Origin of the sequence: Prosthecobacter sp. (assembly GCF_049294395.1) — a bacterium.
In the GTDB taxonomy this organism is placed as follows: Bacteria; Verrucomicrobiota; Verrucomicrobiia; order Verrucomicrobiales; family Verrucomicrobiaceae; genus Prosthecobacter.
On sequence record NZ_JBAQCR010000331.1, the window covers coordinates 12358 to 37037 of the forward strand.

A 24680-nucleotide genomic window follows, 5' to 3' on the forward strand; every position below is an offset into this window, starting at 1 on the left:
TTGATGACTGTGCTTATCCGCAGGATGAGCAGTATCATCAAGCTGGAAGTGACCAGTGCCGTGAAAGGCAATTTACCTCGTTGGAATTTTTGCTCCGCTGTCTTGTGCGGCATCCCAAAAATCATTTTCATGCACGATCATCAAAGCATGACCCTCCGCACGCAGCTTCATGGCCTGTTCAACCTTGCGGCCATAGCAAGAATATGCCCATGCGGGATTGCCATTGGCCCCAACAACGAGAAAATGGACTTTTTGGGTGACAGAAGAAGAGAAAGCACCGCCCATTTCCTCGATCATTTTCGCAATTTGGGCTCGTGGCGCACGAGTAGAAGCGCCCGTCAGTGAATAGCAGCGTTCTTCAAAGACTAGGTCAGGACAAACTGCGCATAATCCTGTCAGCGTGCGACGAGGCGCAGAGTCGCTGGCACGGGCATTCTGCATTTTTTTGGACAGCGAGTATGAAATGAATCCTTCAAAAAAATCTGCGAGCATGTGGCGCTCTTCGTCCGTGACCTTGCCGTCACGTAAAACTTGAGTCAGAAGAGAATCGATTTCGTCATATGGGTAGCATCCTTTTAAATCGTTGTGGGAGTCAATCCAATCGCTGAGATGCTTGATTTCTTCGTCGCTAACATGTCCGTCGGCGAGAATTCCATGAAGGATGCCTTGTAAGCGCTGAATGTCTGACGTTACGCTGTCATAATAGATGCTTTCTGAGCTCAGGTTTTGGCAAAGCCACAGAATGTCAGCTTGTTCCTCGCCATCAATCGTCCCATCAGCCAATGCGGTGTCAATTTTTGGAATTAGTTCGATGAATGGATGATTGCCAATAAGTGCTCGGTTGTCATCACACCAAGATTTCAACTCTTTGGCTTCTTCAGGTGTAATTATGCCGTCAATTGCAACACCTTTGAGTATGCCCTCCAAGGTATGAACTGCACGATCAACGCGTTGCCTGCGGGTGAAACCTGCATTGGTCATCGAAATTTCGTATTCCATTGCTGTCGTAAAAGGTGGTTGATTGAATGGTGAAGAGCTCAAGTCACTCTGTCGAGAATGATATCCAGTTCAGGGAATAAATTTTAGGTGATCATCAACGGGACTGAATCCAAAAACTTCCCCGTCACGCTCTTCTCATTTGCGGCCACCTGCTTGGGAGTCCCTGAGGCTAAAATGTAGCCGCCTTCGGTGCCGCCGCCGGGGCCGAGGTCGATGATCCAGTCGGCGCAGCGGATGACGTCGATGTGGTGCTCGATGACGATTAGGGTGTTGCCGGCATCGCGGAGGCGGAGGAGGACGCCGAGGAGCGTTTGAATGTCGGCGCTGTGGAGGCCGGTGGTGGGTTCGTCGAGGACGTAGAGGGTGCGGCCGGTGCTGCGTTTGGCGAGTTCGGCACTGAGCTTGATGCGCTGCGCCTCGCCGCCGGAGAGGGAGGCTCCGCTCTGGCCGAGGCGGATGTAGCCGAGGCCGGTTTCCTCCAGCGTGCGCAGTTTGGGGCCGATGCTGGTGCTGCGGTCAAAGAAACGCACGGCTTCGCTGACGGTCATGTCGAGCACGTCGGCGATGTTTTTGCCTTTGAAGGTGACCTCCAGCGTCTCCGCGCCGTAGCGGCGGCCTTTGCAGGATTCGCAGGTGACATAGACATCGGCGAGGAAGTGCATGTCGATCTTGATGACGCCATCGCCTTCGCATTTTTCACAGCGGCCGCCGGGCGTGTTGAAGCTGAAGCGCCCGGCATCGTAGCCGCGCATGCGGGCCAGCGGCAGTTGTGCGAAAAGTTCGCGGATGGGACCAAACGCGCCGGTGTAGGTTGCGGGATTGGAGCGCGGGCTGCGGCCGATGGGGGACTGATCGATGACGACGACTTTGTCGAGGTGTTCCAGGCCGGTGATTTTTTCGTGCGTGCCGGGGATGTCCTTGGCATCGTAAAAGTGGCGGCGCAGCGCGCGCATGAGGATGTCATCGACGAGGGTCGATTTACCGCTGCCGGAGGGGCCGGTGACGCAGGTGAAGCTGCTGAGTGGGAAGGCGGCGGTGACGTTGCGTAGGTTGTGCTCGGTGGCGCCGTGGATGGTGAGCGAGTGCTTGGAGCGCGGTCCCAAAGACTCTGTGAGCAGGGTCTGGGGCAGTGCCTTGGCCTCGATGCGAATTCTGCCGCTCAAGTAGCCGCCGCTGATGGAATTTGGATTCGCGGCGATCTCCGCGGGCGTGCCCTGAGCGGTGATTTTGCCGCCGAGCTGTCCGGCTCCTGGGCCGAGTTCGATGATGTAATCGGCGGCGCGCATGGTGGCCTCGTCATGCTCGACTACGAGCACGGTGTTGCCTAGATCGCGCAGGCGCAGGAGGGTTTGAATGAGGCGCTCGTTGTCGCTGGGATGCAGGCCGATGCTGGGCTCATCCAGCACGTAGAGTACGCCAGCGAGTCCGGCTCCGATCTGCGAGGCGAGGCGAATGCGCTGCATCTCGCCGCCGGAGAGGGTGCCGCTCTCGCGATTGAGCGCGAGGTAGCCGAGGCCGACTTGCTCCAGAAACTCGATGCGCTTGGAGATCTCGCGCTGGAGCTCGCCGACGTAGGCTTGCTGCTGCTCGGTGACTTCCAGCTCACGCATCCATTTCAGGGCATCGCGTGTTTGCAGGGCGGTGAAGTCGTGGATGTTCAGCTCTTTGGCCTGAGCTCGCAGCTTGACCGCCAGCGATTCCGGTTTCAAGCGCATGCCCCCGCAAACCGCGCAGGGCTGTGGATTCATCAGGCGCGTGAGGGCGGCGCGCAGCACATCGCTTTCGGCGTTCTGATACATGCGGGCGATTTCGGGCAGCAGGCCTTCGAAGGGCTTGGCGACGCTGCGTTTGTTCTCGGTCTTTTTCCAGCCGGTGGAGATGGGGGCTGCGCCGGTGCCATGGAACAGCGCGTGTTTGAAGTCCTGGGGGAGGTCTTGAAAGGGGACGTCCATCGCGGCGCCGAAGTGCCTGGCCAGGGCCTCGATGCTTTGATTGAAAATCTGCTTCACCTTTGGGTGGCGTGCCCACCAGGCTTTGATCGCGCCATCGGCGAGGGATTTGGACTCGTCGGGGACGAGCAGCGTGGGATCGGGCGTGGGCGTGGAGCCGGTGCCTTCGCAGACGGGGCAGGCGCCGAGGTGGGTGTTGAAAGAGAAATGCTGCGGGGTGAGGCGCTCGATCACGTAGCCGGTGCGCGGATTCGCAAAGGCGGTGGTGTAGCTGAGGATTTCTTCGCTGCCGTCGAGGTTCACGAGAAACTGCACCTCGCGCTCGTTCCAATGGAGTGAGCTTTCGATGGCCTCCATGAGGCGCTGGCGGGAGTCGGGGCGCACCACGAGGCGGTCGATGACGATCTGCACCTGCTGCGTTTCGGCGTCCTCCAGCTTGAGGGAATCTTCCAGCTCCACCACGGTACCGTTCAGCCGCACGCGCACGAAACCCTGGCGCTTGAGCTTTTCAAACAGGGTGCGCGTGTCCGCGCCGCTGGCCGGTGGCTGGGGGGAGAGGACCATGATGCGGGTGCCTTCACCCAGAGCCAGCACTTTGTCGGCGATCTCCGGCGGGGTGCTGCGGTGCAGCTTTTCACCGGTGCTCGGATCGTAGGGCTGGCCTGCCACGGCGTAGAGGACGCGGAGGTAGTCGTAGATCTCCGTCACGGTGGCGATGGTGCTGCGCGGATTCGGGTTCGAGTGCACTTGCTCGATGGCCACCGCCGGGGACAGGCCCTCGATGAAATCGACGTCCGGCTTCTGCATCTGGCCGAGGAACTGTCGGGCGTAGGCCGAGAGGCTCTGCACGTAGCGGCGCTGTCCCTCGGCAAAGAGCGTGTCGAACGCCAGCGAGGACTTCCCGCTGCCGCTGACGCCGGTCAGGACCACGAGTTGGTGCCGCGGGATGTCCACGTCGATGTTTTGGAGGTTGTGCTGCCGTGCACCTCGCACGCGGATCACGTCTTTAGGCATGGGCCTACACAAGCCGCGTGGGGCAGGGGAGATCAAGCCCAAGAAAACCCTGGCTGGCCCGTTTCCAGAATGGTGCATGAGGGCGGTTGATTATTTCCGGCCTCTCTCCTAGACTCCTCCACTGTCATGAAACCTCTTATTGTCATCGCCCTGGCCATCGCCGTCGGTTACGTCTCCTACGAGTATGTGTATCCGCCTTTTGCTGATGCCATGAAGTTCACCAAGCACGTTCCTAAAAAGGAGGAGCCCAAGAAAGAGGTGGCCGTGGCTCCCGCGCCGAAGCCGGTCAAAAAGGAGCCGAAGATAGTCATGGAGGCGCCTGCACCGAAGCCGGAGATGAAGCCCGAGGAGCCGAAACCTGAGATGCCCAAGGTCCCCGAGCCGCCGCCGGTGGACCCGAATGCCTTCGTCGCTCCCGTGTTTCCACCTGTGGATGAGCTGACCCAGAACTGGGCGGTGGTGCCGAAGGGCTTCTTCAACACACCCAAGCAGGTGACCATGAAGAAAGACCTCGAACTGAAGATGCAGATGGGCAAGGCCACTGCCGCCACCACCTTCAAGGCTGGCACCAAAATCTTCGTGATGGGCCAGGAAGGGCCAAACCTGGTGGTGGGAGCCTCCGCAGGCTCGCCCATGCGCGGCCTCGTCGCCATGGATGAAACCGACTTCAAGGAGGTGTTCACCGCCGCCTATGAGCAGGTGAAGGTCGTCCAGACCGAGAACGCCCGCAAAGCCCACGCCTACCGCCTTGCCGCTGCTGAGCGCGCCAAAAACGCCCCTGCCGCCTCCACAGGTGGCGGAAGCAGCAGCAATGACAAGCCTACCAAAGATGCCGACGGCTCCTACCCGCTGCTCCTTGCCAGCATGAAGGCCGGCGAAGTCACTGAAATCAAGCCCGACAACATCAAGTCCTGGAGCGATCCCACGCAGGAAAAAATCGACGGCGCCGAATACTGGACTGTGAACGTGAAATACGAAACGCAGACCATGTTTGGCAAGTTTGAGACCGAAGCCCAGGCCCGCATTAAAAACGGCCGTGTGGAGAAATGGGTGTACACCGGCTCCGGTGAAGTGGTGCCGTAAACCTGTGGAGGACAGATCCGATGGTGATTTTTCTTGTCATCATCGGCCTCATGGCGGGCATTGCTCTCGCATCGTATTTCCATGAGAAACGGCATAGGACTTCGCGGGCAAGCCGCAGCAACTATCCGAACGAGCACTGGGATGATGCTGGTGAGGCTCCAGACGACTTTGGCGCAGAAGCTGATGGGGACTGACCGAAGCCTCCCGATTATTTCGCAGTCCCGCCTTGAGGTGGTCTGATGTCGTGCATGTTGTTTGGCGCCAGGTTCCCCTTGCCCTCTTGAATCCTTGACTCTGCCTCCTCTCTTGGCACGTAAACTTATACGATGAAGATCATCCGCCACACCGATCCCGACTACGCCACTGCCGCCGCCGCCCTCAACCGCCGTGCTGAGGCCAGCGATGCCGTACGTGAGGTCGTCGCCGGTGTCATCAAGGCCGTGCGCGAGCGAGGTGATGCCGCCGTGCTGGAACTCACGGAGAAATTTGACGGAGCCAAGCTCACCGCTGAGCAAATGCGCGTTCCGCAGGCAGAACTGGATGCAGCCTGGGAGGCCGCTGATCCCACCTTCAAGCGTGCCCTCGAATCTGCCCATCGCAATGTGTCGGCCTTTGCTCAGCGCAGCATGCGCCAAGGCTGGGAATTCACCAATGAGCAGGGCGCCACAGTCGGCGAAGTTTTCCACCCTTTCGAGCGTGTGGGCTGCTACGTGCCGGGAGGCACCGCGCCGCTGGTTTCCACCTCCATCATGACCGTTGCGATTGCCACTGCGGCCGGTGTGCCAGAGATCGTCGTCTGCACCCCCTGCGGGCGCGACGGCACGGTCAATCCGGGGTTGCTGGCTGCGCTGAAGCTCGCGGGTGCCACCGAGGTCTATAAAATCGGCGGGTCGCAGGCCATTGCGGCGCTGGCTTTTGGCACTGCCACGATTCGTCCGGTGGTCAAAATCTTTGGTCCCGGAAACAGCTACGTGGTCGAGGCCAAGCGCCAGAGCTTTGGTGTCGTCTCGATTGATCTGCTGCCTGGACCGAGCGAAGTGCTCATCCTCGCTGACAAGTCTGGCAATTCTGCCTTCATCGCTGCGGACATCCTCGCGCAGGCTGAGCATGGCAAGGACAGCATGGCGGGTTTCCTCACGGACGATGCCGCACTGCTTGATGCGGTGGTTGCGCAGGTCGGGGAGCAGTCTCAAACGCTCAGCCGTCAGGCTCAGCTAACTCCCGTGCTGGAGAAAGGCGTCTTTCTCATGCTCGTCCCCAGTTTGGAGGACGGCGCGCGTCTGGCGAACGACTTCGCCCCTGAGCATCTGACGCTCATCACCTCGCGTGAAGACGCCATCCTGCCGCTTATTCGCACGGCGGGGGCCATCTTCCTGGGCAATCATTCCCCGGTCGCCGTCGGCGATTTCCTCGCTGGTCCCAGCCACACGCTGCCCACCGGCGGCTCCGGCAAATCCTTCCCGGGCATCACGGCGGACATGTTTCAGCGCCGAACCAGCATTATTCGTCTGGATCGCGAAAGCTGTGCCAAGTCCGACCCCATTGTCAGCGCGATCAGCGCAGTTGAGGGGCTTGATGCGCACGCGCGTTCGGTGTCCATTCGTGCCTCATGAACCACCGCTTGTGCCTAATCGCTCTGCTGCTCGTTGCCTGTGACAAGGAGGCTCCTCAACCTGAGCCCAAGGCTAAGTCTGCTGCGGCCGCTCCCAAGCCAGCTCCGGAGAAAAAACTGCCGCCTGTGCCGCAGGGGAAGCTGCCGAAGATGGATCCGGAGAAGGCCAAATTCATCGCCGTGCCCAGCACACCAACAGACCCTGAGGTCAAAAAGAGCGAAAAGTTTACGGACAAGCCCAAAACGGAGATCAAGAAGGTCGAAAAGCCTGCGGCTGAAACGAAGAAGGCGGCTGCACCCGCTGCGACCAAGCCTGCCGAGCAGCCTGTGCCTGAGATCAAGAAAGCCGAAGTGCCGGCGGTCAAACAGTAGGGCGGGAATGCCCGGCTGAATCACACAGGCACGCGGATCTCCAGCCACTGACTTTCCGCGTCTGCGGGCTTCACCAAACGTGAGGGGGAGGCGAGGGTGGCGGGAACGAGGGCGAAGTCTCCTGCTTTGAGAGTCGTGCCGCCGACGGTGATCTTGCCGCTGACGACGGCGATGGTGAGGCTTTCGCCTGGGATACCTGCCAGCTTTGAGCCGCTGAGCACTTTGACGTTGAAATACTCGCAGTTCACAAGTGTGCCGTTGGACTGGACCTGCTGCACGCCTGGCTCGAAATCCGTGAAATCGATGCTCTGCATGGACTCCTGCACATGCAGGGCGCGCGGCTTGCCATCCAGCCCCACGCGGTTCCAGTCGAAGACACGATACGTTGTGTCGCTGTTCTGCTGGATTTCATAGATCAGCAATCCTGCGCCGATGGCATGGACGCGGCCGCTTGGGATGAAAAGGCAGTCGCCCGTGCGTGCCTCGATCACATGCACGACATCGGCCACCGTGCCGTTTAGCAGCGCGGTTTCGAAATCCGCGCGCGTCGCTCCCGGTTTCAGACCGGCGTAGATCTTCGCACCCGGATCTGCATGGGCGATGTACCACATCTCCGTTTTCGGCTCGCCTTTCAGTTCCTCGGCCATGCTTGCGGGCGGATGCACCTGGATAGAGAGATCATCGCAGGCATCGAGAATCTTCATCAGCAGCGGGAAGGTGGGGCTGGTGGATTTTAGGAGGGTTTTGCCAAACACAGCCTCGCGGTGGTTCGTCCACAGCTCATGCAGAGTCACGCCATCCGCCGTCACACTCGGGGCCTCAGGGCGATCGCACACCGTCCAGGCTTCACCAAAAGGAGTGGTGGCATCCGGCAGCGCGGCCCCCAGGAGGGTCTCCATGCGGCGGCCACCCCAGACGCGGCTTTGATAAATGGGAGTGAAACGAATGAGGTGATTGAATTTCATGTGATCATAATCAACCACAGCCCGCGTTGACGCTCTACCTCGAACTCGCCAGAATGCCCGCCGTGAACCAAATTGAAGCCCCCTTTATTCACTCTCTGAAGGAAATCCTAGCTCCGGATAGAGTACTTACCTCAGCGGAGGACATTGTGCCGTACAGTTTCGATGGAACCGCCGCCCTCAAGCAGCGTCCCGGTGCGGTCGTTTTTCCGCTGACCACCGAGGAAGTGTCCGAATGCGTCAAACTCGCTCGCAGAAACGACGTCCCCGTGGTCACCCGTGGCTCAGGCACCGGATTGAGCGGTGGCAGCGTGCCGCTGGCAGGTTGTCTGGTGATCTGTCTGGTGAAGATGGACAAGCTCATCGAGGTTGATGAAAAAAACCTCACGGTGCGGGCGCAGAGCGGCGTCATCACCAAGGAGATCGACGATGCTGCAGCGAAGGTCGGTTTGTTTTATCCGCCTGATCCCGGCTCGATGAAGATCTCCACCATCGGCGGCAATGTGGCCGAAAACTCGGGCGGTCTGCGCGGGCTGAAGTATGGCGTCACGCGTGATTACGTCATGGGCATGGAAGTCGTGCTGCCAGACGGCACTCTGACCTTCCTTGGCAACAAGTGCGTCAAAGACGTGGCGGGTTACTCCATGAAGGACCTCTTCATCGGCAGCGAAGGCTCCCTCGGCATCATCACGGAAGTCATCCTGAAAGTGCTGCCGCGTCCCAAGGCACGCAAAACGATGCTGGCGCTGTATGATTCGATGGACGCTGCTGCCAAGACGATCTCGGCCATTATCGCCGCCAAGATCATCCCCTGCACGCTGGAGTTCCTTGATCGCGTCACGGTGCAGTGCGTCGAAGATTATGCCAAGATCGGCCTTCCCACGGATGTGGAGGCGCTGGTGCTGATGGAGACCGACGGGCATCCAGTCGTCGTCGAAGAAGAGGCTGCGCAGATGATGGCGCTCGCCACAGCCAACGGCGCTCGCGATGTTCGCGCTGCTGCGGATGAGGCGGAAGGCGCCAAGCTCGCCGCCGCGCGCCGCAATGCATTCTCTGCGCTTGCCCGTGTGCGGCCCACGACGATCCTCGAAGATGTGACCGTGCCGCGTAGCGAGCTCGCCACGATGGTCGCCTTCATCGACAGCGTGGCGAAGAAGCACAAACTGCAGATCGGCACCTTTGGCCATCTTGGCGATGGCAACCTGCATCCCACCTTCCTCACGAATGAACGCGATCACGAAGAGATGCACCGCATTGAAATCGCGCTCGAAGAAATTGTGGATGAAACCATCCGCCTCGGCGGCACTGTTACTGGTGAGCACGGTGTCGGCCTCGCCAAAAAAGGCTTCCTCAGACGCCAGCTCGGTGAAGGCAGCTACGAACTCATGCGCAGCATCAAACAAGCCCTCGATCCCCAGGGCCTGCTGAACCCCGGGAAGATTTTTGATTGAGGAACTGATCATGCCATCTGCCAATCTCCTCAAATCCATCGACTATTCCGTGCTGCAGCAGTGCATGCACTGCGGCATGTGCCTGCCGACGTGTCCCACCTATGTGGAGACAAAAATGGAGCGCAACAGCCCGCGTGGACGCATCTCGCTCATGCGTGCGGTGGCGGACGGCAACCTGGAGGTTACCAGGGCGCTCTCCGATGAAATGTACTACTGCCTGGGATGTCTCGCCTGCCAGACGGCGTGTCCGGCGGGAGTGAACTATGCGGAGCTGTTTGAAACGGCGCGCGCTGAAGTCGAGCAGGCGCAGGTGAATGACGGCATGCAGCGCGATTTCTGGCGCTGGCTCTCGCTGAATGTCATCTTCATGCGTCCCTGGTTGCTGCGTCTGATCGGACGCGTGCTGCGCATCTACCAAAGCACCGGTTTGGAAAAGCTGATGCGAAAGGTGCGCTTCTTCGGGCTCATGCCGTCCTCGCTGAAAAAGCTGGAGCCGCAGACGCCGAAGATCGCGGAGAATTTTTCTGATGACCTGATCTGGCCGGAGGAAGTGCCGCAGCAGAGCAAAGGCTACCGTGTGGGTTTGCTCACGGGTTGCATCCAGGATCTGGCGTTTTCGAACATCAATCGCGACACTGCGGATGTCCTGCTGGCGAACGGCTGCGAAGTCATCACTCCGCGTTCGCAAAGCTGCTGCGGATCATTGCACGCGCACAATGGCGAGCTTGAACTCGCGCGCGAGCTGGCCCGCAGGCAGATCGACAGCTTTGATCTCGATCATATCGATGCCATCATCACCAATGCTGGCGGCTGCGGATCGCATTTGAAGACTTATGGTCATCTGCTGCATGATGATCCTTTCTATGCGGAAAAAGCCAAGCAGTGGGACAAGAAGGTGAAGGACATCCACGAATGGCTCGTGCAGATTCGCTTCCGCAAACCCACCGCAGGTGCCGGTGTGGGGGAGGTGACGTATCATGAAAGCTGCCACCTGTGCCATGGTCAAAAGGTCGTGTCACAGCCACGGCAGATTCTGAACAGCATTCCGGGGCTTGTGTTCAAGGAGCTGCCGGAGTCGAACTGGTGCTGCGGCAGCGCGGGCATCTACAACATCACCCAGCCTGAGCAGAGCCAGAAGCTGCTGGACCGAAAAGTCGCGAACCTGCGCCAGGCTGGGGCGCCTGTGGTTGCCACGAGCAATCCTGGATGTCATTTGCAGATCGCCAATGGGCTGCGCGCTTGTGGCAGTCATCCCTGCCACGAAGTGACGCAGCCGGTGACTTTGCTGGCGAAAGCGTATCGTGCCGAGTCCGCTGCTGAATCTGCTTCGTAACAAGGTGTGGGAAGCTCTTGATTCCCACCGGGGTCAGGAGACCCCGGCACCTTGATAATCTCAATCCCCATGGAACTCGATCTTACTGGCCCCCTGAGCGAAGACGCTTACATGATTCTCGCCGGACTTGTCACTCCGCGTCCGATTGCCTTGACGACCACTGTGGATCTCGAAGGGCGTGTGAATGCGGCACCGTTCAGTTTCTTCAACGTGCTGGGGGATTCTCCGCCGATCGTCGGCTTTTGTCCGGGAGATCGCTCTGCGGGCGTGCCGAAGGACACCGCGCGTAACATCCGCCTGACGCACGAGTTTGTCGTGAACCTCGTCGATGAAGCGCTCGCCGAGAAAATGAATCTCTGTGCGGCCACGCTGCCACCGGGTGAGAATGAATTGCTGCATGCCGGACTCACGGCCCTGCCGAGCAGCGTGGTGAAGCCGCCACGAATTGCGGAAGCGCCCGCCAGCTTTGAATGCCGCAGCCACAGCATCATCGAGATCGGCGACAACCGACTGATCATTGGCGAAGTGCTGCGCGTGCATGTGCGCGATGGTATTCTGGATCCTGAAACGTGGCTGGTGAAGCCCGGGAACTATCATCCCATCGGTCGCATGCAGAGTCCCAACTGGTACTGCCGGACACAGGATATGTTTGAGCTGAAGAGGCCGAAGTAAGGCCCTGTTTGAAATGAAACAGCCGAGTGACTTTTTTCGCACGCAAGCATCGTGGCAGAGGTGATTTTGGGGACTGTTTTTCTCAGAGGTAAGCCGCTCCTTTAGCGGGTGAAAAATTCATTCACCCATAACCAAAACAGCAGACGCATAAGGTGGTACTATTGTGCCGAGATTGCGGAGGGGGTACGTGCTGGGCACGGCTGATGCTCAGGCATAAAGTCCCCCCTGAAACTTGAATCGAAGAACAGCTCCATGCTGGTCATGGAAGTCCACGGCCAAGTGTCGGGAGGGGGATCACACACACACTCACATGAAACGACTCCCAGTATTCCTGAGCCTGTTGTTGATGACGTCTTTGGCTGGAGCGCAGACCTATCAGTTCGACGGCGACCTTGCCACGGCGGGCCTTCAAAATGGCGGCGGCAACTGGAGCACGGACGGAAGTGTCAGCACCAATTTGCGCTGGTACAAAAGCAGCACGAGCACCTACAGCGCCTGGGACAACAGCGGGCTGGCCATCGCCGAGTTTGGCTACACCTCCAGCACCTCGGGCGGTACACTCACTCTAGACGGTGAGATCAAGCTGGCAGGAATGATCTTCGATCCACTGGGGACTCCACTTGGGACCACTGCTCATGCGTTTACAGGGGGCACGCTCAATTTCGGTGAGGGAGGGATGGTGAGCATTGCCAATGCAGCCTCTGGCGGCAGCACGGGCGGCCAGTGGATCACCTTCACGTCACTGCTCAAAGGCAGCAATCTCACCTTTCAGAAATCGGGTGGTTCCACCACCGCTTTTGTGCGCATCAGTTCGGTGAATCCTGATCTCACTGGCACGCTCACATTGAGCAGCGCAGCCGGAGCCACCGGCGGCATCTATCTCAGCGTTGGCCTCCCCACCTACATCAGCAGCCTCAGCAGCATTGATGTGAAGACCTACTCCATCTTCAATCCCACAGGCACCGGCACTTACACCACGGCGCTCACCATTGCCGGCGTGGGGGCCGCCAATTACGGCGCGGTTCGCGTGGACGCCTCCAACTCCACCTTCAGCGGGGCCATCACTCTCAGCGGTGACGCCCGTTTTCATACGCACATCAACACGGTCAACACCACGATTAGCGGCGGCATCGGCGAGACGGGCGGCAGCTGGAGTTTCAGCCGCACCGCCTATGCTCCCGTCAACACACTGCAGCCGCTGACTCTGACCTACGCTGCTCCCAGCACCTACACGGGAGCCACCGTCCTGGGGCGTGCTCTCAGCTACGTCAGTACTTCCGAAAACGCAGGCACCGAAGGCGGGGTGAACATTCTGGACTTCACCGCCGCGACGGCATCGACTCAAGACATGCTGTATCATGGCACAACGGCAGGAGCGCTGCAGCTTCTGGGAGGCCTGACCACACGCACGGAGCTGCAGCTCGTCGGTGCCGCAGGCAAGGCAAACAGCCAGACGTTCGGCAGCCTCAGCGTGCAGCAGAGCGCCACAGCGATCACGCTCGTGTCAGGCTTTGGCGGCAGCATGAGCGTGGACCTGGGCGACATCACCCGCACGGGCAGTGCCGTGCTTGCCATCACGGCTCCAGTGACAGGGCAGATCACCGGCAGCGTCGGCGGTGCCACCCAGGGTCTGGTGGGCGCCTGGGCCACCTATCGCAGTGGGGATGGTCGTGTCGGAGGATGGGCAGGTCTGACCGACGGGGCGGTCGGCGTGTTTGCCGGGGATCTTGTCTATCAGACAGGTGCAAACGTCAGTGTGCTGCCGGGCTACACGACAACTGCCAACCTGCAAATTTCAGGTTCCTCCACCGGTGCCGTATCGTTCACCGCCGGGGTGACGGATCTGGCCACACTTTCCATGACCGACACCGGCAACGTGCGTCAGCTTGATCTGGCGGGCAAAACACTGCGGCTCGCCGACAGTGGCGGCGTGCAGATCATTCAGGGTGCCCAGGCGCTGGCGGTTGGATCGCTCGGAGACGGCAGTTTTCTCACCGCCGGTGGCGTGGACAATGCTGCCGGGCAGCTGTTGCTGACCAACATGTCCACCTCGAACGCACTGACCATCAATGCCTCCATCGCCAACAATGGCAGCGGCAGTGTCAGCCTCGAGATCAATGGCGTCGGACGCACGGTGCTTGCCGCAGCGAACACCTTCAGCGGTGTGGTGACGGTGGACAGCGGCGTGTTGGAAGTGCGTGACAGCAATGCTCTCGGCACCACGGGCTCGACCGGCATTACCAAAATCATGACCGGCGCGTCGTTGAACCTCTCTGGTGGCATCACCTTGAACGAAACGATCCAGGCCAACGGCCATGGCATCGCCTTGGACGGAGCCATCCGCAATCTCAGCGGCATCAATACGATCACGCCCACGGTGCGCATCCAGTCCGCCACACGGTTTGGCTCCGACAGCGGTACGCTCATTCTTGCGGGCGGCATCACCGCGCAGATCGGTGCCACCAGTTACACCTTCTCAGGCAGCGGCAACTTTGAGGTGCATGGGGCCATCACAGCCACCTCGGGCATTCTCACAAAGGAAGGCAGCGGTACACTGACACTGATGGGCACCAGCACGGCCACCGGCATCACCACCGTGAACAACGGGGTGCTGCATCTGGACTTCAGCGCAGCGGACGCACCAGCGGCCAACATGCTCTACACCAATGTCACCCTCAGCAGCACCGTAGGTACTCTGACTTTGGGCGGTGGCACGCTCAAGACCACGGGCAAGGTGGACGGTGCCAGCAGTCAGGCTCTCGGCACGCTGACAATCGCCAGCGGTTCTTCGCGCATCACGGCGGTATCATCTGGCACTGGCAGCATGGACATCACCTTTGGCGCCATCTCCCGCACGGTGGTGGGAGGCACGCTGCGTCTGGATCTGCCGACTCTTGGCTCCATCAAAACAACAAGCGGCGCAGACAATGCCCTGGTCACCGGCACCGGTGGCGTCGCGTTTGCCACGGTTGGGCTGGATGACTGGGCGGCCACCACGGCGGCGGTTTCCGGACTGCGCTTTTTTGTGGGGCTCTCCAGCATCAGCGGTTATACGCTGAGCACCGCCACCACTCTGGCTGACAATGCGGACATAGTCTCGGGCATTACCGCCACGACACTGAGCGCGAGCACCAGCATCGGCAGTCTGCGTTTCAATCAATCCCAGGCCACGACCCTCACGCAGGACGCCAGCTCTGTCGTCCTCACCCTCGGGGGCATTTTGGTCACGCCCAATGTCGGCGCGAATCTCACGACGATCACCGGTGGTGGCATACGCGCGGCGGTGGGCTCCACAGAGCTGACCATCTTTCAGAACAACCTGGACGCCCCCCTGACCATCCGCAGCCGCATTTTAAACACCACCAACTCAGGCGGCACCGTTGTAGGTACAGCCCTGACCAAGACCGGCGCAGGCACGGTCATTTACGAGTACGATACCAGCTACACCACCGGAGATTATTCCGGTGCCACGCGGATTCAGGATGGCGCGCTGCAACTCGTCAAAACCACCAGTTCCTCCATCAGCTATGCCATTTACTACGGCACCACCTTCACGCTGGGCAGCGGCAGCACCAGCGGAAAGCTGATCCTCGGCAGCACCTCGACCGGCTACGCCGTCACCCAGTATGGCGGGCTGCGCACGGAAGGCACAGGCTCGAACAATGCGGTCGTGGGCGGAACCACCAGCCTCAGCACCTTCCTGCACTACGTCTCAGGTGCTTTCGATTTTCGCAGTGGCTTCATCGGCGGCTCAGGCACGAACGAAAACAACCTCAATCTGACCATCTCGCTCGGCACCCTGCAGCTGGGCGCGGCGAACACCTACAGGGGCAAGACCACCCTGCTGCAGAACACCATCGAAGTCACCTCGCTCGCGGACCGGGGGCAGGCCAGTTCGCTAGGCACTGGCGACTACAACAGCGCCACCAGCATCATCGACATGGCCACGGCCACCACCTCCGCACAGAATTACAATGTGCTGGCCACACTGCGCTACATTGGAGACACCGACTCCGTGACCAACCGCCCGATCAACATCAGCAACGCCGACGTGGCCACCGATGTGATCTCAGTGACCGCAGTTCTGGAAAACACCGGAACAGGCACGGTCAAATTCACCTCTCCCTTCACTGCCGCAGGCAGCAACCCTGTGCAGCGCGTGCTGCGCCTTGGGGGCACCAACACCGGAGCCAATGAGATCGTCAGTCTGCCGGACGTCAACGTTAGCATCACCAGTAAGATCGAAAAAGTCGGAACGGGCACCTGGATCATCACCGGGAACAGCACTTACAGCGGCGGTACGACGGTGACTCAAGGCACCCTGCTTGTGACCGCTGCCACTGGCTCAGGCACCGGGCAGGGGGCGGTCTCAGTCCAGTCCGGCGCGGTGTTTGGCGGCAGCGGGCGCGTTGCCCCGGGCGCGGATCAAAGCGTGACTCTGACAGGCGGCACCTTGCAGATCGGCACGGAGCTGCCTGGGGGAATTCCGTCGGCGGCCAGCACGCTCACCATTAAAACCTCCGGCACAGGTGTTCTTAGTTTTTCAGCAGCCTCAATCCTGAACTTTGATCTCTTCTCCGGAGCCGGGCAGGGGGACAACACCGGCAACGCCGCTGCGGCCGACCGCGCCATCATTTCCGGTGCCGTGAGTCTGGATGCGGACACACTGCTGCGAGTTTCGAATCCCAACGACATGACCGGCTGGGCAGAAGGCGATCAATGGCGGCTCTTCGACTGGTCTGACCTGACCGGCCCTGTGTCCGTCACCACCATTCAGTATGATCTGCCCACGCTGACAGCAGGGCTGATCTGGGATACGTCCGAACTCTTCACCACTGGTGTCCTCATCGTTGCCGTCCCCGAACCCTCCCGTGCATTGCTGCTTCTCTTCGCCACCCTCGCGATAGTTCTGCATCGCCGCCGCATGTAAGAGCCAGGAATGAGGAAAGCAGGAAACCAAGCTGGTTCCTGCCTTCCTTATAAAATCGATCCACTCACTTCGCCGGCATCCACTGCGCCGCGTCAATGATGACGTGGCCCTTGGTGCCTTCGTTGCGGATTTCGAGCCAGCTGGTTTTACCTTTTTCAAAACGGTAGGTGCCCAAGGGAAGCAGAACGTCTTTGTCAGGGGCTTTCTTCTTTTGGTTCACGACCACTGTGGCTTCGCCATCGGCATGGTGGATGATGACAGGAACGTTGTCCGCACGATTGGCAAGCGCGGTGTAGGTGATGGCGACGCGATACTGACCTGCGGCAGGCAGATTGGGGGTGAAGCGGGCTTTCTGCTCGCCTTTGGCGGTGTCGCCATCGTGACGATAGCCTTCTCCGACAAAGCCCGGTGTGGTGTGGCCTTCGGACGTGAAGCCGGTGAGTTCGGCCTCGCTGTCATCGACGACGATGCCGCCGAGCTTTTCTTTGCTGATCGAGACATGTTCCGGCATCGGCGGTGATTCAAAGTCGAGCATCTGGCCGTCGGCGAGGAGCTTTTCCTTGAGCTTGGCCATGTCGATCTGCTGCAGGTCCTTGCCGGAGTCGATGGCAATCACGGCGGCAGTGGCGGAGCTCTGGCCCATGACCATGAAGACGGGCTCCATGCGGATGCTGCCGTAGGCGATGTGCGTGGCGCTCAGGCACACGGGGACGAGGAGATTGGTGCACTCCTCCGCCTTCGGCGTGATGCTGCGGTAGCTGATGGGGTAGGGACGGGTGCCGATCTGGATGTCTCCCTCATTGCGCACAAAACCTTCCTTGGTGATGTAACGCTGCACGTTGTGCGAGTCCATGTTGTAGGCGCCCATGCCCACGCTGTCTTCCACGATCTCGCGGCGCTTGCAGTTCTTCTCGCTCATGACGTAGCCGCCGATCATGCGGCGTGCTTCGCGAACGTAGAGCTGGCGCGGCCAGTTGCTGTTGTCCTTGAATTCATCCTTGGCCAGACCCAGTTTTTGGAAGGCGGCGCGCATTTTTTCAGGCACGCGGGGGTGGTGTGCATAGGTCCACATGAGGCCCTTCTGCCAGTCTTCGTGGGCTTTCCAAATCTTCGCGCGGGTTTCGTAGTCGGCGTCCGGGTAATCAAAATTCTGGCCGATGAAGTCGGTGCTGATGGCGAAGTTGTTGTTCGTGTCCGTCTTGCGGTTGGGCATCCAGGTGGGGGCCCAGGAGATGCGTTCGTCACCGGCCTCGACATTGCGCAGGGCAAGCTCGAACCACTTCTCGTCGTAGTTGACGGGCTTCTCCCAGTCACGGCGGTTTTCCGGCACGTCGGTGGTGCACATGCGGAAGTTGTAGGCCTGCAGCTTGCGGTCGCCGCTTTCATCTTCGCCGATGTCGCCGGGATCAATGCCGGGCAGCACGCCGCTCTTGGGGTCGCCTGGCTTAACGTAGGGATCGACGTTCTTGATGAACTGATGGTGGATGGTTTTCACCTTCTGCACGCCGTTGATCGTTTCGCCAAACTGCGCATTCGGCTCGCGGCCCACGGCGTAGCTCACGCCGGCTTTGGCCATCAGATCGCCCTCATAGGTGGCGTCGATGAACATCTTGCCCTCAAAGGCACGGCCGCTCTCCATGATGATCTTGGTGATGCGTGCGCCCTCTTTGAGCACGCCCTTTTTCAGATCCAGGCGCTCGCTGAAAACCACGGTGACCTTGTCCTTCACGGTGGCGAGCATGGCGTCGTAGATCTCCGTGGCCACATGGGGCTCGAAGGTCCACATGGTGTCTTCGCTGCCGGTGTTGCCGTGCTGCTTTTTGGCAAAGTATTCCTCACGGGTCTGGTGCTGCCACTTGGCCGGGTCGTTGTAGTACTTGAAGACGTTGGCGTAAAATTCACGCGACATGCCGCCGATGGCCTTCTTGTTGCCGATGTCCGTGGCGCCGAGCCCGCCGGTGGTCAGGCCGCCGAGAAACTTCGTGGGTTCGATGAGGACGGCGGTTTTGCCCATGCGTGCCGCCTGGATGGCCGCCGTGATTCCTCCGGAGGAGCCGCCGTAAACGACGATGTCATACGAATCTGCCGCCCCGAGCGGGGAAACGGCGGCGAGTGTGGCAAGCAGAAGGGCAGGGAGGAGCTTCATGGTGGGCTGGCAACGAGCCGCAGCATGGGTTTTTTGCAACTGCCGGGATGCAATCTGAGATGTAGCGGAAATATAATCGAATAGTTCGCCAAAGGGCGCGTCAGAGTGCAGGACAAGATTTACATCACCACCTCATGAAGACTTCCCTCGTTCGCACGCTGACCTTTGGAACCCTGCTGCTGACATTCGCCCTGACCTCCTGCGCTGATCCCTACGGTTATGGTTACGGCAGTGGCGGCTACGGTGGATACAATCAAGGCTATGGCGGCGGCGGCTATGGCCGCTCCTCGGCAGGCGGCACCGTCGCAGGCGCTCTCATCGGTGCTGGCGCGGGCGGCATCATCGGCAATCAGCGCCATCGGGGGCTTGAAGGAGCCGCCATTGGCGGCGTCCTCGGTGCTCTGGCTGGCAGCATGCTGAGCAATAGCCAGCGTCAGTATCCCCAGCAAGGTTACGGCCAGCCGAATTACAACCAGCCTTATGGCCAGCAGAGCTGCCCGCCACAGAATGGCTATGGTTATGGCCAGCGGCCAAACTACGGCTACGGCCAGCAGTCCAGTTATTACCCAGGCAATGGCTATGGCCAGCAACCCGGCAACAATCCCTATGCCTTTGGCAACTGGCAGTAAAATCTCCCTCCCAGCGGGCGTTTGAGTCGCGGTGGTTTTTCCACCGCGATTTTTTTACCCATTCATCATGCCCGCCAACTCCGCTGCCTCCGACTCTGCGTATCCCACTCCTGGACCCTCCACCGCACGCTGGTGGCAAAATGAAGACTGGCTCGCTGTTCTGGCCGCACTGCCCATCTTGATCGCGGTGGCGAAAGGGTGGAGCCCCAAAATGCCTGCTCTGGGCTGGAGCGGTGCGGCAGATGCGGCCAAAGCCTTCTCTGCGGACAATTTCGCCGTCAGCGGTGTCTTGCTGGCCTTGTTTCTCGGCATCTCGGCGCTCGCTCTGGCTGCTTCACTTGGCAAAAAAGTTGGGTCATTTCTATGCGGTGCTGTGGTGGTGTTTGTACTGGGCTGGCTGGCGCAGTGGATCGCGGCCCATGCGGGCATCAAGGCCTGGGGGCTCGAATACGTGGTGTTCGCGCTCGGTCTGGGCATGCTCTGGAGTCACACGCTGCCCGTGCCTGAGTGGCTGCGCGAGGCGGTGCGCACGGAATTCTTCATCAAGGTGGGCATCGTGCTCCTCGGCGCGACGATCCTGCTGCCGGAAATGATGAAGGCGGGTCTCCCGGGTCTGGTGCAGGCCGCATTGGTCATTCCGGTGGTGTGGTATGTGTGTTACTTCATCTCCCGGAAGCTCAAGGTGGACGATGAGTTTGGTGTCATGCTCTCCACCGCCGTTTCCATCTGCGGGGTGTCCGCCGCCATTGCCGCCTGCGGCGCGATTCAGGGGGACCGCAAAAAGCTCTCCTACGTCACGTCCATTGTCCTTCTCTGTGCTGTGCCAATGATGATCATGATGCCTTGGGCGGTCAAATCCATGGGCTTGTCTGAGGCCGTGGGTGGTGCCTGGATCGGAGGTACGCTCGATACCAGTGGTTCGGTGGCGGCTGCGACCGAACAGGTGGGCAAGGACGCCACCAAGGTGGGTGTCATCGTCAAGCTTTCGCAGAATGTGCTCATCGGCGTAGCGGCTTTTGTTTTGTCCATCTGGTGGACGATGCGCGGCGGCAAGGATGGCGCGTCCAAAAAAGAAAAGCCCTCCATCAGGATCATCTGGGAACGCTTTCCCAAGTTCGTGATCGGTTTCGTGATCGCCTCCGTGGTGTTTTCGTACTTCGTGCCTGCCGGCGTGGCAGAAGCCGCCAGCAAGCCCCTCAAAGGCCTGCGTGAAGTGTGGTTTGCCGCGGCGTTCGTCTGCATCGGCTTGGAGACGCGATTGGGTGAACTCTTCAATCTCGGCGGTGGTAAGCCCGCGCTCGCTTTCCTGGGCGGTCAGGTGTTCAACATCGCATGGACGTTGATCCTGGCCATGTGGTTGTTTGGCAAGTGATCAAATATCAAACGACACCGTCTCGCGCGAGCGTTCCTGGGCGATGATCTGCGCCACGGTGTGCTCCGCGAACCATTGTGCCACTTGGTCGCGCAGGCCGCTGAAGACCTGCCCCAGCGCATCTTGGTCCGCTCCCGGGATGGGATCAAACGGGCCGTCGAACAGCGTCACCACCTCTCCAATCGTGATTCGCGCTGGATGGGTGACGAGCTGGTAGCCGCCGCCCACGCCCCGTTTGCTGCGCAGGAGGCCGCCGTTTTTCAGGGCCAGCAGGATCTGCTCCAGAAACTTCAGGGGGATGTGCTCTTTACTGGCGAGATCCTGGATGGAGAAATTGGTGCCCTCGCGCTCACGTCCCATCGCCACGAGGGCGCGGAGGGCGTATTCGGCTTTTTTGGAGAGCTTCATCAGGGGGGGGTATCGAACATCAAACGACCGCCGGTGCAAACTGCGATTTGCTGCCGGCGCGTTTCCGCGTCATTCATCGTCCCTTCCACTGCATGAGCGACGATTTTTTTGCCTCACCGCCCCCTGAACCGCCACGAGCGGGTGCAGCGGTGCACCATGCAGGCGCGCCGCTGGCCTCCCGCATGCGGCCGCGCACGCTGGAGGAGTATGCCGGCCAGCAGCATATTCTGGCCGAGGGCAAGCTGCTGCGCCGTGCCGTGCAGGCAGACCGCTTTTCTTCGATCATCCTGTATGGACCGCCCGGCGTGGGCAAGACGACGCTGGCGCACATCATCTCCCAGGAGACGAAATCGCGCTTCGTGACGCTCAGCGGCGTGGAGAGCAGCGTGGCAGACATCCGCAAGGAGGCGGAGAATGCCGGGCATCACATCCGGCTCTATAACAAGACGACCATCCTCTTTGTGGATGAGATTCACCGTTTTAACAAAGCGCAGCAGGATGTGCTGCTGCCGCATCTGGAGCGTGGCACGCTGCGCTTCATCGGCGCCACGACGCACAATCCATTCTTCTATGTGAACAGCCCGCTGGTCAGCCGCTCCCAGGTTTTCACGCTGGAGCCGCTGGGCATTCCCGACCTCGAAGCGCTGATGGACCGCGCCTTGAGCGATGAGGAACGCGGTCTGGGTGGCATGCACGCCCGCATCGAGCCGGACGCGCGCCTGCACCTCGCCACCGTGGCGGATGGGGATGCGCGTCGCTGCCTCAATGCGCTGGAACTTGCCGTGCTCTCCACGCAGCCGAACGCCGCAGGCGAGATCGTGATCACGCTGGCGGCTGCGGAAGAATCCGTGCAGCAAAAGACCGTGGTGTATGACGGGGACGGCGATGCGCACTACGACACCATCAGCGCCTTCATCAAAAGCATGCGCGCCTCAGATCCCGACGCAGCGCTCTACTGGCTGGCCAAGATGCTCTATGCCGGGGAGGACATCCGTTTTATCGCCCGGCGCATTGTCATCGCCGCCAGTGAGGACATTGGCATGGCTGATAGTAACGCTCTGCGCGTTGCAGTGGCTGCGCAGCAGGCCGTCGAATTCATCGGCATGCCGGAGGCTCGGATCATTCTGGCGCATGCCACCATCTACAATGCCACCGCGCCGAAGAGCAACCGCTCCTACACCGCCATCGATGCCGCTTTGGAGGATGTGAAAAACGGACGTACTCTGCCGGTGCCCAAGCATCTGCGGGATGCTCATCACAAAAAGGCTGCCAAAGAGTTTGGCCACGGGGAAGGCTACTTGTACCCGCACAACTATGAGGGCGGCTTCGTCCCTCAACGCTGCCTCGAAGGCGGGAAGCAGTACTACGACCCCACTGCCAACGGCCTGGAAGCCCGTATCAAAGAGCGCCTCGATCACTGGCGAAAGCTCTGGGAAGAGCAGGCAGAATAAGAGGGGAAGGGAAAGTAAAACATTCGGCTCGGCTGGCTTAAAATGCGAGAAGTCCAATTATCCAGAGGCTATGGAAGTTAAGTTTATTCAAACTTCAACAATATGAAAACTATCCTTTTTATATTGAAGATATATGAAAATTACGGCATCTTTTTCGTAATTCCAAAACTTTCCAGCCATGTACAACTCACGTTTGATGACCTCTGGCCTCTGTGGTGTCTTGATGGCCACGCTTTCTAGCTGCGCTCTGCCTAAGCAATCGCTGCTCTCCACCTGGAAAGAAATGCGGCACAAATCGTCCGCTCCTCTGCAAACAGGCGTCAAATACGAGGTGCGCAAGGCCTTGGCGAACAATGTTCCGTTCCGACCCAGCACGATCAAGCGCTATACCTTTGTGCTTGATGATCCGAAGCCGCCGCTGCTGGCAGCTTCAAATTTGTATCGCAATTCTCAGATGCGAGTGCGTACGACCGCCTACACGCACGATGAAAGCGATCACATCATCTATGGGGTGAAGAATGCGATCGGCACCAATTTGAGATTTGGCAACGTGCGCAGCGCGGCTGCAGACTGGTCTCGTTTTCCAGTCGGCACGCTGTTCCGCATCGCCGGCCAGCCCGGCGTCACCTATGTGGTGGATGATTACGGCAGCGCCCTTGTCGGCACCGGCACCATCGATTTGTACAAACCGAACCGCTCCATGATGGACAACTGGGGAGTGCGCCATGTGGACATCGAAGTCATTCAGTGGGGATCGTATGAAAAGAGCATGGACCTCATGCGCGACCGCACCAAATGGCGCCACGTGCGCGCCATGATGGAAGGCATTGAGGCGCGTCTGCGCACGGCGGCACTGCCACATGGGAAGATGCCGTTCACGGCAGCGCTTTAAATCAGAGACTTGAGGTTCCCGCTCCTCGTGATGAGTCATTACTCTGATCGCTAAAACTGCATCCAGGGAAATCAGCGATATTCCACCGCTGTATGTGGCGTTAGAAACCACACACATGCGTCTCGCCCTCCTTTCGTTGTTCCTCTTCGCAGTCACTTTCAGTTCTGCTCAAAACAAACCGGGTGGACAGCCCTCCATCACACCGCGGCAGATTGCGGCGGCTTTGGGAAAGACATCAACTTCCGAAGCGCAGCAGATGCTGCATGATCAGGTCGTGCGCCTCTTTGGTCGGCAAAACCTGACGCAAGGCAGAGCGGCTGCAAAGATTGAAGCGACTACTGTCGCCTGGGCCATCATTGATCCCAAGCCCGCACGAGTCGTGCAGCAGGATGGCACCTTGATCGGCGACATGACAGCATTGGGAGAGGACGGCCTGCAGGTGCTCGTGACTGACATGCCCAACTTCACCGAAACCGGTTACCGCGTGGAGTCTGAGGGAATGCCCCACCTCGCAGGCACGGTACACGTCGAACATTTCGAGTACACTGCCGACAGCCTGCCGCACAAAGATGTGCCTCAGGGCAGGCTGGAGAAGTTTGAGTGGAACACCAGCGAGGTCTTTCCCGACACTGTGCGCACTGTGACCGTCTTCCTGCCAGCAGGATTCAAGCCCGGCGAGGAAACCTGCCTCATGGTCTGGCAGGATGGCTCGCGCCATGTCGATCCCAACGGCTCCATGCGTGCCTCGGTGGTCTTTGACAATCTCATTCACAAAAAAGAGATGCCACGCACGGTGGGCGTCTTCATTGATCCGGGGCGCATGACAAAGCAAAAGCCCGGTGAGAAGGCTGCCAATCGTGGCTTTGAGTACGACTCGCTTGGGCCTGCTTATGCGAGTTTCTTGATCGATGAAATCCTGCCCGAGGTTCAGAAGCGCTATCAAACCAAGTTTCGACCGCAGCCTGAAGCCTGGGCCATCGCAGGCGGTTCCTCCGGCGGCATCTGCTCCTTCACCGTCGCGTGGGAGCGGTCTGATAAATTTCGCAAAGTTCTCTCCTGGGTCGGCTCCTTCGTGGATCTGAAAGGCGGGGATGTTTATCCCTCGCTGATCCGTGCCTCAGAGCGCAAACCCATCCGCATCTACCTGCTCGATGGCGAAAACGATCTCGACAACAAATTCGGCAACTGGCCCATCGCCAACAAGCAGATGGCTGCGGCGCTGAAGTACATGAACTACGACTTTCGCATCGACTGGACGCAATGCTTCCATGGCAGCAAAGGCATGGCCCCCAGCCTGCCCGAGGCTCTGCGCTGGCTGTGGCGTGATGTGAAGTAACCTCCGCTCACCGCGTGGTGATGAGGTGCTTTTCCAGCGTCACCCGCCACAATGACACGCACATTTCAC

18 protein-coding genes are annotated in these 24680 nt (G+C 59.7%); 13 read left to right on the top strand and 5 right to left on the bottom strand.

The window, feature by feature from the left end; genetic code table 11:
* Nucleotides 1-72 precede the first annotated feature (72 nt).
* Nucleotides 73-999 carry a BRCT domain-containing protein gene (locus WAW39_RS21650; protein ID WP_422321247.1) on the bottom strand — a complete coding sequence of 309 codons (927 nt, stop codon included), beginning with the start codon at nucleotides 997-999 and terminating at the stop codon, nucleotides 73-75.
* A gap of 83 nt (nucleotides 1000-1082) precedes the next feature.
* On the bottom strand, nucleotides 1083-3962 hold the full coding sequence (gene uvrA / locus WAW39_RS21655) for an excinuclease ABC subunit UvrA (protein WP_422321248.1): 2880 nt from the start codon (nucleotides 3960-3962) through the stop codon (nucleotides 1083-1085).
* A gap of 126 nt (nucleotides 3963-4088) precedes the next feature.
* On the opposite strand from uvrA, the gene WAW39_RS21660 reads away from it, so the two are divergent.
* The 4 genes from WAW39_RS21660 (at nucleotide 4089) to WAW39_RS21675 (ending at nucleotide 7029) form a co-directional block, all read left to right on the top strand.
* The gene (locus WAW39_RS21660; RefSeq protein ID WP_422321249.1) at nucleotides 4089-5045 is read left to right on the top strand and encodes a hypothetical protein; all 957 of its coding nucleotides are present in this window, start codon (nucleotides 4089-4091) and stop codon (nucleotides 5043-5045) included.
* A gap of 20 nt (nucleotides 5046-5065) precedes the next feature.
* Complete coding sequence (locus tag WAW39_RS21665) at nucleotides 5066-5239, top strand: hypothetical protein (RefSeq protein ID WP_422321250.1); 174 nt, start codon at nucleotides 5066-5068, stop codon at nucleotides 5237-5239.
* A 132-nt stretch (nucleotides 5240-5371) separates the two neighbouring features.
* Nucleotides 5372-6658, top strand: a complete 1287-nt coding sequence (gene hisD, locus WAW39_RS21670; RefSeq protein WP_422321251.1) for a histidinol dehydrogenase — start codon at nucleotides 5372-5374, stop codon at nucleotides 6656-6658.
* The gene (locus tag WAW39_RS21675) at nucleotides 6655-7029 is read left to right on the top strand and encodes a hypothetical protein (protein WP_422321252.1); all 375 of its coding nucleotides are present in this window, start codon (nucleotides 6655-6657) and stop codon (nucleotides 7027-7029) included. The genes hisD and WAW39_RS21675 overlap by 4 nt, the downstream gene beginning before the upstream one ends.
* A gap of 20 nt (nucleotides 7030-7049) precedes the next feature.
* Here WAW39_RS21675 and WAW39_RS21680 read toward each other — a convergent pair whose 3' ends face one another.
* Nucleotides 7050-7994 (bottom strand): type I phosphomannose isomerase catalytic subunit, encoded by a 945-nt coding sequence (locus WAW39_RS21680; RefSeq protein ID WP_422321253.1) that lies wholly within the window; start codon nucleotides 7992-7994, stop codon nucleotides 7050-7052.
* 53 nt (nucleotides 7995-8047) lie between these two features.
* On the opposite strand from WAW39_RS21680, the gene WAW39_RS21685 reads away from it, so the two are divergent.
* The 4 genes from WAW39_RS21685 to WAW39_RS21700 all read left to right on the top strand — a co-directional run bounded on the left by WAW39_RS21685 (nucleotide 8048) and on the right by WAW39_RS21700 (nucleotide 16377).
* Nucleotides 8048-9442: an FAD-binding oxidoreductase gene (locus tag WAW39_RS21685; RefSeq protein WP_422321289.1), complete on the top strand. Its 1395-nt coding sequence runs from the start codon at nucleotides 8048-8050 to the stop codon at nucleotides 9440-9442.
* Between the two features lie 10 nt (nucleotides 9443-9452).
* Nucleotides 9453-10775 (top strand): (Fe-S)-binding protein, encoded by a 1323-nt coding sequence (locus WAW39_RS21690; protein WP_422321254.1) that lies wholly within the window; start codon nucleotides 9453-9455, stop codon nucleotides 10773-10775.
* A gap of 69 nt (nucleotides 10776-10844) precedes the next feature.
* The gene (locus tag WAW39_RS21695) at nucleotides 10845-11447 is read left to right on the top strand and encodes a flavin reductase family protein (protein WP_422321255.1); all 603 of its coding nucleotides are present in this window, start codon (nucleotides 10845-10847) and stop codon (nucleotides 11445-11447) included.
* Nucleotides 11448-11757: 310 nt separating this feature from the next.
* Nucleotides 11758-16377, top strand: coding sequence for a beta strand repeat-containing protein (locus WAW39_RS21700; RefSeq protein ID WP_422321256.1), 4620 nt, complete (start codon nucleotides 11758-11760; stop codon nucleotides 16375-16377).
* 64 nt (nucleotides 16378-16441) lie between these two features.
* On the opposite strand, the gene WAW39_RS21705 is transcribed toward WAW39_RS21700, so the two are convergent.
* Complete coding sequence (locus WAW39_RS21705; protein ID WP_422321257.1) at nucleotides 16442-18523, bottom strand: FAD-dependent oxidoreductase; 2082 nt, start codon at nucleotides 18521-18523, stop codon at nucleotides 16442-16444.
* A gap of 134 nt (nucleotides 18524-18657) precedes the next feature.
* Here WAW39_RS21705 and WAW39_RS21710 point away from each other — a divergent pair, with 134 nt between their 5' ends.
* Nucleotides 18658-19152 carry a hypothetical protein gene (locus WAW39_RS21710; RefSeq protein ID WP_422321258.1) on the top strand — a complete coding sequence of 165 codons (495 nt, stop codon included), beginning with the start codon at nucleotides 18658-18660 and terminating at the stop codon, nucleotides 19150-19152.
* A 67-nt stretch (nucleotides 19153-19219) separates the two neighbouring features.
* On the top strand, nucleotides 19220-20524 hold the full coding sequence (locus WAW39_RS21715) for a YeiH family protein (RefSeq protein WP_422321259.1): 1305 nt from the start codon (nucleotides 19220-19222) through the stop codon (nucleotides 20522-20524).
* On the opposite strand, the gene WAW39_RS21720 is transcribed toward WAW39_RS21715, so the two are convergent.
* Nucleotides 20525-20932 carry an RrF2 family transcriptional regulator gene (locus tag WAW39_RS21720; RefSeq protein ID WP_422321260.1) on the bottom strand — a complete coding sequence of 136 codons (408 nt, stop codon included), beginning with the start codon at nucleotides 20930-20932 and terminating at the stop codon, nucleotides 20525-20527.
* Nucleotides 20933-21024: 92 nt separating this feature from the next.
* Here WAW39_RS21720 and WAW39_RS21725 point away from each other — a divergent pair, with 92 nt between their 5' ends.
* The 3 genes from WAW39_RS21725 (at nucleotide 21025) to WAW39_RS21735 (ending at nucleotide 24611) form a co-directional block, all read left to right on the top strand.
* Nucleotides 21025-22383, top strand: coding sequence for a replication-associated recombination protein A (locus tag WAW39_RS21725; protein WP_422321261.1), 1359 nt, complete (start codon nucleotides 21025-21027; stop codon nucleotides 22381-22383).
* A 178-nt stretch (nucleotides 22384-22561) separates the two neighbouring features.
* The gene (locus tag WAW39_RS21730) at nucleotides 22562-23275 is read left to right on the top strand and encodes a 3D domain-containing protein (protein ID WP_422321262.1); all 714 of its coding nucleotides are present in this window, start codon (nucleotides 22562-22564) and stop codon (nucleotides 23273-23275) included.
* Nucleotides 23276-23390: 115 nt separating this feature from the next.
* Nucleotides 23391-24611, top strand: coding sequence for an alpha/beta hydrolase (locus WAW39_RS21735; protein WP_422321263.1), 1221 nt, complete (start codon nucleotides 23391-23393; stop codon nucleotides 24609-24611).
* Nucleotides 24612-24680 lie beyond the last annotated feature (69 nt).